The sequence below is a fragment of the Microlunatus capsulatus genome (assembly GCF_017876495.1).
Lineage (GTDB): Bacteria > Actinomycetota > Actinomycetes > Propionibacteriales > Propionibacteriaceae > Microlunatus > Microlunatus capsulatus.
Window position 1 is genome coordinate 3,226,280 of sequence record NZ_JAGIOB010000001.1, and the last position, 12,584, is coordinate 3,238,863.

The window sequence follows — 12,584 nt, forward strand, 5'->3', positions numbered from 1 at the left end:
GATGAAGTTCACCGACGGCTACTGGCAGACCCTGCCGGGCGTCACCATCCTCAAGGCGGCCGACCTCGACCAGGTGGAGGCCGCGGGCGACCGGCTCGTCGCCTACTGCCCCACGACGCGGATCCGGCACCGCGGCGACACCCTCAACAAGCCGGTCCTCACCGTCACCTTCGACGCCCCCGCCGAGGGGGTGATCGGCGTCCGCGTGGAGCACTTCCAGGGCACCCGGGACCTCGGCCCCGCCTTCCCGCTGCACCGCGACGACACCGCGCCGACGGTGACCGCCGACGGCCGCACCGGCACGCTGACCTCGGGCGACCTCACCGTCTCCGTCGACGCCGAGAACGGCTACCGCGCGCAGTTCAGCGCCGGCGGGCGGGTGCTGACGGCGTCCCTGCCCGGCAGCGTCGGCCTGGTCCGCGACGGCGAGGGCCGCTCCTTCGTCCGCGAGCAGCTGACGCTGGGCGTCGGCGAGCACGTCTACGGCCTCGGCGAGCGCTTCGGGCCGCTGGTCAAGAACGGCCAGACCGTCGACATCTGGAACGCCGACGGCGGCACGGCCAGCGAGCAGGCCTACAAGAACGTCCCCTTCTACCTGACCGACCGCGGCTACGGCGTCTTCGTCGCGCACCCGGAGCGGGTCGGCTTCGAGGTGGGCACCGAGGTCGTCTCGCGCAGCCAGTTCTCCGTCGAGGGCCAGGCGCTGCAGTACTACGTCATCCACGGGCCCAGCCCCAAGGAGATCCTCGATCGCTACACCGCGCTGACCGGCCGGCCCGCGCGGGTGCCCGACTGGTCCTACGGGCTGTGGCTGTCGACGTCGTTCACCACCAGCTACGACGAGGACAGCGTCAACGCCGCCGTCGACGGGATGGCCGAGCGCGCCCTGCCGCTGTCGGTCTTCCACTTCGACTGCTTCTGGATGCGGCAGTTCCACTGGTGCGACTTCATCTGGGACCCGGCGACCTTCCCCGACCCCGCCGCCATGCTCGAGCGGCTGCGGGCCAAGGGCCTGAAGATCTCGCTGTGGATCAACCCCTACATCGCCCAGCGCTCGGAGCTGTTCGCCGAGGGCCGCGACCTCGGCTACCTGGTCCGCACCACCGAGGGCGACGTCTGGCAGTGGGACCTGTGGCAGGCCGGGATGGGGCTGGTGGACTTCACCAACCCCGACGCCCGGGACTGGTTCACCAGCAAGCTCAAGGTGCTGCTGGACATGGGCGTCGACGCCTTCAAGACCGACTTCGGCGAGCGCATCCCCAGCGAGGGCGTCGTCTACCACGACGGCTCCGACCCGGCCGGGATGCACAACTACTACGCCCAGGCCTACAACCAGTGCGTCTTCGACCTGCTGAAGGCCGAGCGCGGGGAGGGCGAGGCGGTGCTGTTCGCCCGCTCGGCCACCGCCGGCGGCCAGCAGTTCCCCGTCCACTGGGGCGGTGACTGCGAGTCGACCTTCGTCTCGATGGCCGAGTCGCTGCGCGGCGGGCTCTCGCTGGCGCTGTCCGGCTTCGGCTACTGGAGCCACGACATCGGCGGCTTCGAGGGCACGCCCGACCCGGCCGTCTTCAAGCGCTGGCTGGCCTTCGGCCTGCTGTCGTCGCACTCGCGGCTGCACGGCTCCAGCTCCTCGCGCGTGCCGTGGGCCTTCGACGAGGAGGCGGTGGACGTCACCCGGACGTTCACCCGGCTCAAGCTGTCGCTGATGCCCTACCTGGCCCAGCTGGGCGAGCAGGCGCACGCCGCCGGCACGCCGGTCATGCGGCCGATGGTGCTGGAGTTCCCCGAGGACCGCAGCGCCGCAGGAGTCGACACCCAGTACATGCTGGGCGACGCGCTCCTGGTGGCGCCGGTGTTCAGCGCCGACGGGGTGGCCGAGTACTACCTGCCCGCCGGCACCTGGACCCACCTGCAGACCGGGGAGACCCGGCAGGGCCCGGGCTGGCACACCGAGACCTACGGCTTCGACTCGCTGCCGCTGTTCGTCCGGCCCGGCTCGGTGCTGGCCCGCGGCGCGGTCGACGACCGGCCCGACTACGACCACCTCGACGGCGTCACCCTCGACGTCTTCGGGCTGGCCGACGGCGAGAGCCGGACGGTACAGGTCGCCCCGCGGACCGGGGCGGAGGCGGCCACCTTCACCGTCGTCCGGACCGGGGCCACGTTGAGCGCCACCGCCGAGGGCACGACCCAGCCGTGGCACCTGCGCGCGGGGGCGGCGTCGGCGTCGGGCTCCGGCGCCGGCACCGTCAGCCTGACCCTGGGCTGAGGCCGGGAACTGCGGGGAGACGACGGGTCCACCGGGCCCATCCGTCGTCGTCTCCCCGCCGTTCCTCGTGCGAGCCGCAACGGGCTGGCGGGCCACCCCCGGTGCGGGCCTAGAATGGGCGCACAGGCAGTGATCCGGCCATCACCGGTGAGCCTCCGGAAGAACGGGCCGCCAGGCCTCACTAGAACCGGACGGGTGGGCCCGTCAGCGCCCTCGACCAGAGCGGTCGTCCCCTGGGGGGCGGCAAGCGAGGTGGTACCGCGGCGGTGACGTCGTCCTCGTGCAGGCAGCAGCCCACGAGGAAGAGATGTCGCGATGACCTACCCGAAGCAGACGACCGGCCCGTCGAGCGCCGACGCCGGCGGCTCCCGGCCCGCGAAGGGCGTCCCGTCCAGCCCGCGGTTCCCCGAGCTCGAGGAGCGGGTGCTGGCGTTCTGGAAAGCCGACGACACCTTCACCGCCTCCGTCGAGCGCAACCCGGCGGGCGAGGACGGCAGCAACGAGTTCGTCTTCTACGACGGCCCGCCCTTCGCCAACGGGCTCCCGCACTACGGCCACCTGCTGACCGGCTACGTCAAGGACATCGTCCCGCGCTACCAGACGATGCGCGGCCGGCACGTCGAGCGCCGCTTCGGCTGGGACTGCCACGGCCTGCCCGCCGAGCTGGAGTCGATGCGCCAGCTGGGGCTGAAGACCAAGGACGAGATCCTCGAGCTGGGCATCGACAAGTTCAACGACGCCTGCCGCGAGTCCGTGCTGCGCTACACCGACGAGTGGCAGGCCTACGTCACCCGGCAGGCGCGCTGGGTCGACTTCGACCACGACTACAAGACCCTCGACATCTCCTACATGGAGAGCGTGCTGTGGGCGTTCAAGACCCTGTACGACAAGGGCCTGGTCTACGAGGGCCTGCGCGTGCTGCCCTACTGCTGGAACGACGAGACGCCGCTGTCCAGCCACGAGCTGCGGATGGACGACGAGGTCTACCAGAACCGGCAGGACCCGGCCGTCACCGTCGGCTTCCGGCTGGAGACCGGCGAGCTGGCGCTGATCTGGACGACGACGCCCTGGACCCTGCCCAGCAACCTGGCCATGGCCGTCGGGCCCGACGTCTACTACGTCGTCGTCGAGCACGACGAGGAGGACGGCCGCACCGAGCGCTACGTCATCGCCGAGGCACGGCTGGCCGCCTACGCCCGCGAGCTGGGGGAGGACGCCGCCGACCGCGTCGTCGAGCGGCTCAAGGGCGCCGACCTGCTCGGCCGCCGCTACACCCCGCCCTTCTCCTACTTCCTGGGCACCGAGAACGCGCACGTCGTGCTGGCCGCCGACTACGTCACCACCGAGGACGGCACCGGCTTGGTGCACATCGCCCCCGCCTTCGGCGAGGAGGACAAGGCCGTCACCGACGCCGCCGGGATCCCCGTCGTCGTCCCCGTCGACGCGGCCGGCAGGTTCACCACCGAGGTCCCCGAGTACGCCGGGATGCAGGTCTTCGACGCCAACCTGGCGATCATCGACGACCTGCGGGCGGCGACGGCGGACCCCCGCTCCCTGAGCTCGTCGAAGGGCGCGGTCACGCAGGGCACGGTCCTGCTGCGCCGCGAGACCTACGACCACCCCTACCCGCACTGCTGGCGCTGCAAGAACCCGCTGATCTACAAGGCCGTCTCCAGCTGGTTCGTCGCGGTGACCGCGATCAAGGACCGGATGGGGCAGCTGAACGACCAGATCACCTGGGTGCCCGAGCACGTCAAGGACGGCCAGTTCGGCAAGTGGCTGGCCGGCGCGCGCGACTGGTCGATCAGCCGCAACCGCTTCTGGGGCAGCCCGATCCCCATCTGGAAGTCCGACGACCCGGCCTACCCGCGCGTCGACGTCTACGGGTCGATCGCCGAGCTGGAGGCCGACTTCGGCGTCGAGGTCACCGACCTGCACCGTCCCTACGTCGACCAGCTGACCCGGCCGAACCCCGACGACCCGACGGGGAAGTCGACCATGCGGCGGATCGAGGACGTCCTCGACGTCTGGTTCGACTCGGGCTCGATGCCCTACGCCCAGGTCCACTACCCGTTCGAGAACGCCGGCTGGTTCGAGCACCACTACCCGGGCGACTTCATCGTCGAGTACATCGGCCAGACCCGCGGCTGGTTCTACACGATGCACGTGCTGGCCACCGCGCTGTTCGACCGGCCCGCGTTCCAGAGCTGCATCAGCCACGGCATCGTGCTGGGCAGCGACGGGCAGAAGATGAGCAAGTCGCTGCGCAACTACCCCGACGTCAGCGAGGTCTTCGACCGCGACGGCGCCGACGCCATGCGCTGGTTCCTCATGTCGTCGCCGATCCTGCGGGGCGGGAACCTCGTCGTCACCGAGCAGGGCATCCGCGAGGGCGTCCGGCAGGTGATGATCCCGCTCTGGAACGCCTGGTACTTCTTCTCCCTGTACGCGGACGTGGCCGACGGCGGGGCCGGCTACGACGCGCAGGAGCGCTACGACTCCGAGGACGTGCTGGACCGCTACGTCCTGGCCAAGCTGCGCGACCTGGTGGAGACGCTGACCGCCGAGCTGGACGGCCTCGACGTGGCCGCTGCCTGCGACGCGACCCGCGGCTTCCTCGAGGTGCTGTCGAACTGGTACATCCGGCGCTCGCGCGAGCGGTTCTGGGACGGCGAGTCCGCTGCCTCGCACGCCGCCTTCGACACCCTGTACACCGTGCTGGAGGTGCTGACGCGGGCGATCGCGCCGCTGCTGCCGCTCACCACCGAGGAGATCTGGCGGGGGCTGACGGGAGGGCGCTCGGTGCACCTCACCGACTGGCCGGACGCGTCGCTGCTGCCGGCCGACCCGGCGCTGGTCGCGGCCATGGACCGGGTCCGCGAGGTCTGCTCGACGGGCTCCGGGCTGCGCAAGGCCGAGAACCTGCGGGTGCGGCTGCCGCTGGCGGGGCTGACCGTCGTCGCCGACGACGCGACCGCGCTGGAGCCGTTCCGGAGCCTCGTCGCCGACGAGCTCAACGTCCGGACCGTCACGCTGACCTCGGTCGACGCCGGTGACGCGTCCGCGTTCGGGGTGCGGCAGACCCTGCAGGTCAACGCCCGGGCCGCCGGCCCGCGGCTGGGCAAGCAGGTGCAGGGCGCCATCAAGGGGAGCAAGAGCGGCGACTGGTCGGTGGCCGAGGACGGCACCGTCACCGCCGGGGGCATCGCGCTGGCCGAGGGCGAGTACACGCTGCAGACGGTGGTGGCCGACGCCGACCCGTCCGACCAGCGCGCGGTGGCCATGCTGCCGGGCGGCGGCTTCGTCATCCTCGACACCGCCGTCACCCCGGAGCTGGCCGCCGAGGGTCTGGCCCGCGACGTCATCCGCGCCGTCCAGCAGGCCCGCCGGGAGGCCGGCCTGGAGATCAGCGACCGGATCGCGCTGACGTTGGGCGGGGGAGCGGACCTGGTCGCGGCGGTGCGCACGCACGCCGACCTCATCGGGACCGAGACCCTGGCGTCGACGCTGGAGGTGTCGGAGCAGCCGCTGGGTCCCGACGCCGTCGACATCGGCGACAAGCAGCGCGTGGCCGTCGCGGTCGCGCGGGCCTGACCCGGTCGTCGGGCCGGTCGAGATGGCTGCGGTCCGCCGCCGGGTGGTCGTCACCGGACGGGTGCAGGGCGTGTTCTTCCGCGACAGCACCCGCCGGGAGGCGCGCCGGCGGCGGGTCTCCGGCTGGGTGACCAACCGCGCCGACGGCAGCGTCGAGGCCGTCTTCGAGGGCGAGCCCGACGCCGTCGACGGCCTGGTCGCGTGGACGCGGCGCGGTCCCGTCCGAGCGCGGGTGGACACCCACGCCGTCACCGAGGAGGAGCCGACGGGCGAGACCGGGTTCGCGGTGGTCTGAGCAGTGCCGATCCCGAGCGGGGACGACATCGTGTGAGTTCGCGTGGTGAAGTCACCGCGCGAAGTCACACGCTGTTCCCGAGGTGCCGACGAGCGAGCCGTGCCCGTGAAGACGCCGCCTCCAGGGGACGATGGCTGGCGTGTGGGTCTGGGTCTGGGAGTCCGACGTGCTCGACGGCCAGGTGCACCCGGTGCCGGTCGGCGGGTTGCTCGCCGACGAGGGTGTCTACGCGGTCGCCTGGGGCACCGAGCCCACCCGCGAGGAGGACGGCGTGGTGCCGATCCCCGGCCGCGACCCCCGCCGGACGGGCTGTGCGACGGCCTGGGTGACGGGAGTGGTGACGGCGCTCGTGGAGGACGGCTCGGACCGCGGCCACATCGGTCAACGAGGCCTGCTGGTCGCCGGCGGTACGCCCCTGATCTGCCGGACCTGGCGCCGGCGTCGCGAGCAGCTCCGCTGGGGTGACCGCGTGACCCTGCCGTGCTCCTTCGAGCTCGTCGCCGGCTCCGACTGGTCGCTCGTCGAGCTGCCGGACGGCGCGTCGGCGGACTGGCGGGTGCGGGAGGCTCTCCGGCTCGAGGGACCTACCGGAGTGCTTGACCACCTGCTCGACCTGGAGCCGGTCAGCCGCTGAGCGCGCCCACCGGCCTCGGTCGTCGGCTCCCGCGCCCCGTCGTGACTCCCGCGCCCGGTGCCCGGGGCGCGGTCGTCCCGGCGGGGCGCGGCGCTCAGCGGGCGCAGGGCAGCAGGCCCTGCGGGGTCACGAGCCCGTCCACGGGGACGTCCCAGGCCTGGGCCGGGACGGCGTCGAAGACCTCGTCGGCGTTCAGCAGCACCCAGACGGGCGCGGCCGGGTCGGCGGCGGCCAGGGCGCGGTCGTACCAGCCGCCGCCGCGGCCCAGCCGGTCACCCCGGCGGTTCGCGGCCAGCCCGGGGCACAGCACCAGCTCGGCGGCCCGGAGGCCGTCGTCGGGCAGCGGTTCGCCGGCCGGCTCGAGGATGCCGTGCCGCCCGGGCCGCAGGGCGTCCGGGCCGGCATAGGGCGCCCAGGCCGGCGCCCGCCCGCGGCTGAGGACCGGCAGCAGCACCTCCACCCCGTGCGCGGCGAGCCAGCCGACCAGCTGCAGGGTCCCGGGCTCGGCCCCGGTGGAGAGGTAGGCGGCCACCGTCCGCGGCAGGGTGGCGCCGAGCGCCGCGTCCAGCACGGCCAGCCGGGCCTCGTCGTCGGCGGTGCGCTGCTCGGCGCTCCGGCTCTCCCGGCGCAGCTGGACCGCCTGACGCAGCACGTCCTTGGCCCGGGCCAGGGCGGCGTCGTCGGCGGTGGTCGGGGGCATCCGCCCATGCTAGGGAGGCCCTAGCATCTCCCGGGTGAGCGCACCGACCCCCGCGACGACGACCAGCGCGGCCACGGCCGCCGACCGGGACTGGTGGCGCCAGGCCGTGGTCTACCAGGTCTACCCGCGGAGCTTCGCCGACAGCGACGGCAGCGGGCTGGGCGACCTGCCCGGCCTCACCGCGCGGGTCGACCACCTCGCCGACCTCGGCGTCGACGCCCTGTGGCTGAGCCCCTTCTACCCCTCGCCGATGGCTGACGGCGGCTACGACGTCTCCGACTACCGCGACGTCCACCCGCAGCTGGGCACGCTGACCGACTTCGACGCCCTGGTCGCCGCCGCGCACGGCCGCGGGCTCAAGGTGATCGTCGACATCGTCCCCAACCACACCTCCGACGAGCACCCCTGGTTCGTCGAGGCGCTCGCCTCCCCGCCCGGCTCGCCGGCGAGGGACCGCTACATCTTCCGCGACGGGATCGGCACCGACGGCCCGGGCCACGACGGCACCCACCCGCCGTCGGACTGGGTGGCGCACTTCGGCGGACCGGCCTGGACCCAGGTGCCGGACGGCCAGTGGTACTGCCACCTCTTCGCCCCGCAGCAGCCCGACCTCGACTGGCGGCACCCGGAGGTGCGCGCCGACTTCCTCACCACGCTGCGGTTCTGGGCCGACCGCGGCGTGGACGGCTACCGCGTCGACGTCGCGCACGCGCTGGCCAAGGACCTCTCCGAGCCGCTGCGCAGCAAGCCGGACCTGGAGGACGACCTGCCCGTCGACGGGTCCGACCCGCTGTACGACCGCGACGACGTGCACCAGATCTACCGGGAGTGGCGGGAGGTCTTCAACACCTACGACCCGCCGCGGACCGCCGTCGCCGAAGCCGTCTCCCACCCGGCCCGACGGGCGCTCTACGCCCGCCCCAGCGAGCTGGGCCAGGCCTTCAACTTCGACCTGCTCAAGGCCGACTTCGACGCGGCCCAGTTCGCCGAGGTCATCACCTTCTGCCTGCGCGAGGCGGCCAAGACCGGCTCGTCCTCGACGTGGGTGCTGTCCAACCACGACGTCGTGCGGCACCCGACCCGCTACGGGCTGCCCGCCGACGTCGACACCCGCGCCTGGCTGATGAGCGAGGGCGCCGACCCCGTCGCCGACGAGGCCCGCGGGCTGCGCCGGGCCCGCGCGGCGACCGCGCTGATGCTGGCGCTGCCCGGCTCGTCCTACCTCTACCAGGGCGAGGAGCTGGGGCTGCCCGAGGTGGCCGACCTGCCGACGGAGCTGCTGCAGGACCCGACCTGGGAGAACAGCGGGCACACCGAGAAGGGGCGCGACGGCTGCCGGGTCCCGCTGCCGTGGACCGCCGAGGGCCCGTCGCTGGGCTTCGGGTCGGGTCCCGGCTGGCTGCCCCAGCCGGCGGGGTTCGCCGCCCTCAGCGCGCAGGCGCAGACGGGTGCGGCGGGCTCCACCCTCGAGCTGTACCGCTCAGCGCTGCGGCTGCGCCGTCAGCTGCAGGGGGAGGAGACCTTCACCTGGGTCTCCTCCGACGGCCCGGTGCTGCACTTCGAGCGGCCGGGCGGGTGGCACTGCGTGACCAACTTCGGCTCCGACCCGGCGCCGCTGCCCGAGGGTCAGCTGGTGCTGAGCAGCGCCGTCGGCCCCGTCGTCGACCAGCTGCCGGGGGAGACGACGGTCTGGTTCACTCGTCCCCGTCCGGCGTGACGGGGACGCCCGGGGCGGCGGTGGCCACCTCGGCGCCCGCGCCCAGGGCGGCGTCGCGCGGCTCAGGCTGGCAGCGCGGGCACCAGAAGAGGTTGCGGGTGACCATGACGGCGTGCGCGATCGGGGTGTCGCAGCGGCGGCAGGGCTCACCGGTCCGCCGGTAGACGTAGTGGGCGTCGACGCGGCGTGCGGGCCCCGAGCGGCGCTCGCGGTCGTCGGGGTCGGTGGTGATGATCTTGCCGGTGCGGACGCCGTGCCGCATGAGCCGGACCAGGTCCTCCCACATGTCCAGCCAGACGACGGGGTCGAGGTCGCGGCCGGCGAGGTAGGGGTGGACGCCGTGCCGGAAGAGGATCTCGGCCCGGTAGACGTTGCCGACGCCGGCCAGCACCGTCTGGTTCATCAGCAGCGCGCCCAGCGCCGTCCGGCTGCGGGCCAGCTTGGCCTGCGCCAGCCCCGGGTCGGCGCCCGGCCGCAGCGGGTCGGGGCCCAGCTTGGCCGCGACCTCGTCCTTCTCGCCCCGGGTGATCACCTCGCAGGTGATCGGACCGCGCAGGTCGAGGTAGGTCTCCTCGCCCTGCAGCCGCAGCCGGAGCGCCCCCTTCGGCTCCGGGGCGGGCAGCTTGCCCTCGCTGAACTTGCCGTAGAGGCCGAGGTGGACGTGGAGGTACAGGTCGTCGCGGGGGGTGCGGGGGGTCGTCCCCCCGCCGTCGGCAGAGGGCCCGTTGTCGTAGCGGTGGAAGAGGTGCTTGCCGTAGGCGTCGGTGGCCTCGAGCGTGCGCCCGTCCAGCAGGGCAGCTCCGTCGGCGAACCGGCCCTGGGGGCTGGACGCGCGGAGGGTCTGGCCGCCGAACAGCTTCGCGTGCCGTCGGGCCAGGCGGTGGATCGTATGTCCTTCAGGCACGCTGGCGACTGTAGTGCGCACGCCCCAACCTCCGGAGTTGTCAGAACTCGGTTGACCCAGGGGTCAACAGGCTTCTGACAAGTCGGCACCGGGCCGCGCCGTGGCTCAGCGCCAGCCGTGCGGGCGGGACCTAGGGTGACCGGTATGCCCCTGTTCGGCCGCAAGAAGACGGACGACCCGGTCCCGCTGGACCGGACGCGTGAGCCCCTGCCCCCACCGCCCGAGCCGGGGCCCTCGGGCCTGCGCTCGCTGGAGGACCACCGCGACTACCTGCTGTCCTGCCTGGAGCCGCTGCCGGCGTTCAGCCAGCACGTGCTCGACGCCCTCGGGCTGAGCCTTTGCGAGGACGTCTACTCCGCCGTCAGCATGCCCCGCTTCGACAACTCCGCGATGGACGGCTACGCCGTGCGGGCCGTCGACGTCGCGGGGGCCACCGCGGACGCCCCCGTCAGCCTGCCGGTGGTCGGCGAGGTCGCCGCCGGGCAGGACGCGCTGCACCGGCTCTCGCCCGGCACCGCGATCAAGATCATGACCGGCGCGCCGCTGCCCGACCACGCCGACGCCGTCGTCCCCTACGAGGCGACCGACCGCGGCACCAGCGACGTCCGCGTCTTCGCCCCCAGCGGCGTCGGCCAGCACGTCCGCTACGTCGGCGAGGACGTCGTCGCGGGGGCCCAGCTGTTCTCCGCCGGGCAGCAGATCGGGCCGCGCGACGTCGGGCTGCTGGCCGGCATCGGCCTGGACTCGGTGCTGGTCCGCCCCCGGCCGCGGGTGGCCGTCGTCAGCACCGGCACCGAGCTGGTCGAGCCCGGCCAGGAGCTGGGCAACGCGCACCAGATCTACGACTCCAACTCCTACCTGCTGGCCGCCGCCGCCCGCGAGGCCGGGGCGCACGTGTTCCGGGTGGGCCTGGTCAGCGACGACCCCGAGCAGGTCAAGCAGCTGATCACCGACCAGCTGGTCCGCGCCGACCTCGTGGTGAGCACCGGCGGGGTCAGCCAGGGCGACTACGACGTGGTCAAGGTGGTGATGCCCGAGCTGGGCGCGACCGACTTCACCCAGGTGGCCATGCAGCCCGGCAAGCCGCAGGGCTTCGGCCTCGTGGGCGACGACCGGACCCCGATGATCATGCTCCCGGGCAACCCCGTCAGCGCGTTCGTGTCCTTCGAGGCGTTCGTCCGGCCGGCCATCCGGCGGCTGATGGGCCTGACGCCGTACACCCGCCCGGTGCGCCGGGCCCGGGTCACCCACGACGTCAGCTCCGCGCCGGGGCGTCAGCAGCTGGCGCGCGGCATCGCCAGCCTGGCCGAGGACGGCAGCCTGCTCGTCGAGCTGGCCGGCGGCCACGGGTCGCACCTGATGGGCGACCTGTCCCGGGCCAACGCGCTGGTCGTGCTGCCCGAGGACGTCACCGCCGTCGAGGCGGGCGAGGACGTCGACGTCTGGCTGCTCGACGAGGTGGCGTGATGGCCGAGCAGCCCTTCCCGCACCTGACCGCCACCGGCCAAGCCCGGATGGTCGACGTCTCGGCCAAGGAGGTGACGGCCCGTAGCGCGACCGCGGCCGGCCGGGTCCGGCTGAGCGCGGAGTGCGTCGCCGCCCTGCGCGACGGCGCGGTGCCCAAGGGCGACGCGCTGGCCGTCGCCCGGATCGCCGGCATCCAGGGCGCCAAGAAGACCCCGGACCTGGTCCCGCTCTGCCACCCCCTCTCGATCAGCGGGGTGGACGTCACCGCCGAGGTGACCGACGACGGGGTCGAGCTGACCGCCACCGTGCGGACCACCGACCGGACCGGTGTCGAGATGGAGGCGCTGACGGCCGTCAGCACGGCGGCGCTCACCGTCGTCGACATGATCAAGGCGATCGACCGGGCCGCGGTGATCACCGACGTCCGGGTGATCAGCAAGTCCGGCGGCCGCCGCGGCGACTGGCAGCGCGCGGAGGACGGGCGGTGAGCGGCGACGACCGGTCCCTCGACGCCGACGCGCTCGTGGTCACCGTCTCCACCCGCGCGTCGGCCGGGGTCTACGAGGACCGCTCCGGTCCGGTGGTGGTGGAGGCCCTGCGCGCGCTCGGCTTCCGCGTCGGCGACGCGGTCGTGGTGCCCGACGGCGACGCCGTCGGCGAGGCGCTGCGGCGCGCGGTGGCGCAGGGCTGCGCCGTCGTCGTCACCACCGGCGGCACCGGGCTGAGCCCCGACGACCACACCCCCGAGCAGACCCGGGCGGTGCTGGACCGCGAGGTCCCGGCGCTGGCGGCCGAGGTCGCCCGGTACGGCGTCGACCACGGGGTGCCGACGGCGCTGCTCAGCCGCGGCGTCGCCGGGGTGGCCGGCCGGACCCTCGTCGTCAACCTGCCCGGCTCGACCGGGGGTGCCCGGGACGGGATGGCTGTGCTCGCCCCCGTGCTGCCGCACGCGGTGGCCCAGCTGCGGGGAGACGACCATCCCCGGTGAGCGCGTGCGGCGGGGG

General features: G+C 73.6%; 10 protein-coding genes. 8 read left to right on the forward strand and 2 right to left on the reverse strand.

Translation table 11 applies throughout. From position 1 onward, the window contains the following. Position 1 precedes the first annotated feature (1 nt). The 4 genes from yicI to JOF54_RS14905 all read left to right on the forward strand — a co-directional run bounded on the left by yicI (position 2) and on the right by JOF54_RS14905 (position 6,792). Positions 2–2,269 (forward strand): alpha-xylosidase, encoded by a 2,268-nt coding sequence (gene yicI, locus JOF54_RS14890; protein ID WP_210057244.1) that lies wholly within the window; start codon positions 2–4, stop codon positions 2,267–2,269. A 315-nt stretch (positions 2,270–2,584) separates the two neighbouring features. Further along, entirely contained in the window at positions 2,585–5,863 is a 3,279-nt protein-coding gene (gene ileS, locus JOF54_RS14895; protein ID WP_210057246.1) for an isoleucine--tRNA ligase, read from the forward strand. Between the two features lie 22 nt (positions 5,864–5,885). Next, positions 5,886–6,158 carry an acylphosphatase gene (locus tag JOF54_RS14900; protein ID WP_210057248.1) on the forward strand — a complete coding sequence of 91 codons (273 nt, stop codon included), beginning with the start codon at positions 5,886–5,888 and terminating at the stop codon, positions 6,156–6,158. A gap of 139 nt (positions 6,159–6,297) precedes the next feature. After that, positions 6,298–6,792, forward strand: coding sequence for a hypothetical protein (locus JOF54_RS14905; protein WP_210057250.1), 495 nt, complete (start codon positions 6,298–6,300; stop codon positions 6,790–6,792). A 94-nt stretch (positions 6,793–6,886) separates the two neighbouring features. Here JOF54_RS14905 and JOF54_RS14910 read toward each other — a convergent pair whose 3' ends face one another. Next, positions 6,887–7,492: a 5-formyltetrahydrofolate cyclo-ligase gene (locus JOF54_RS14910; RefSeq protein ID WP_210057253.1), complete on the reverse strand. Its 606-nt coding sequence runs from the start codon at positions 7,490–7,492 to the stop codon at positions 6,887–6,889. Positions 7,493–7,526: 34 nt separating this feature from the next. Here JOF54_RS14910 and JOF54_RS14915 point away from each other — a divergent pair, with 34 nt between their 5' ends. Further along, positions 7,527–9,209, forward strand: coding sequence for a glycoside hydrolase family 13 protein (locus JOF54_RS14915; RefSeq protein ID WP_307804207.1), 1,683 nt, complete (start codon positions 7,527–7,529; stop codon positions 9,207–9,209). Here JOF54_RS14915 and JOF54_RS14920 read toward each other — a convergent pair. Continuing rightward, entirely contained in the window at positions 9,187–10,113 is a 927-nt protein-coding gene (locus tag JOF54_RS14920) for an Fpg/Nei family DNA glycosylase (RefSeq protein ID WP_210057256.1), read from the reverse strand. The genes JOF54_RS14915 and JOF54_RS14920 overlap by 23 nt on opposite strands. A 144-nt stretch (positions 10,114–10,257) precedes the next feature. On the opposite strand from JOF54_RS14920, the gene glp reads away from it, so the two are divergent. The 3 genes from glp to JOF54_RS14935 are packed head-to-tail and all read left to right on the forward strand — an operon-like array spanning position 10,258 to position 12,568. After that, a complete protein-coding gene (gene glp, locus JOF54_RS14925) occupies positions 10,258–11,580 on the forward strand; it encodes a molybdotransferase-like divisome protein Glp (protein ID WP_210057258.1) in 1,323 nt (440 codons plus the stop codon). Further along, positions 11,580–12,068 (forward strand): cyclic pyranopterin monophosphate synthase MoaC, encoded by a 489-nt coding sequence (gene moaC, locus JOF54_RS14930; protein ID WP_210057260.1) that lies wholly within the window; start codon positions 11,580–11,582, stop codon positions 12,066–12,068. Before glp ends, moaC begins: the two co-directional genes overlap by 1 nt. Beyond that, positions 12,065–12,568 (forward strand): MogA/MoaB family molybdenum cofactor biosynthesis protein, encoded by a 504-nt coding sequence (locus JOF54_RS14935; protein ID WP_210057262.1) that lies wholly within the window; start codon positions 12,065–12,067, stop codon positions 12,566–12,568. The genes moaC and JOF54_RS14935 overlap by 4 nt, the downstream gene beginning before the upstream one ends. The last annotated feature ends 16 nt before the right edge of the window (positions 12,569–12,584 follow it).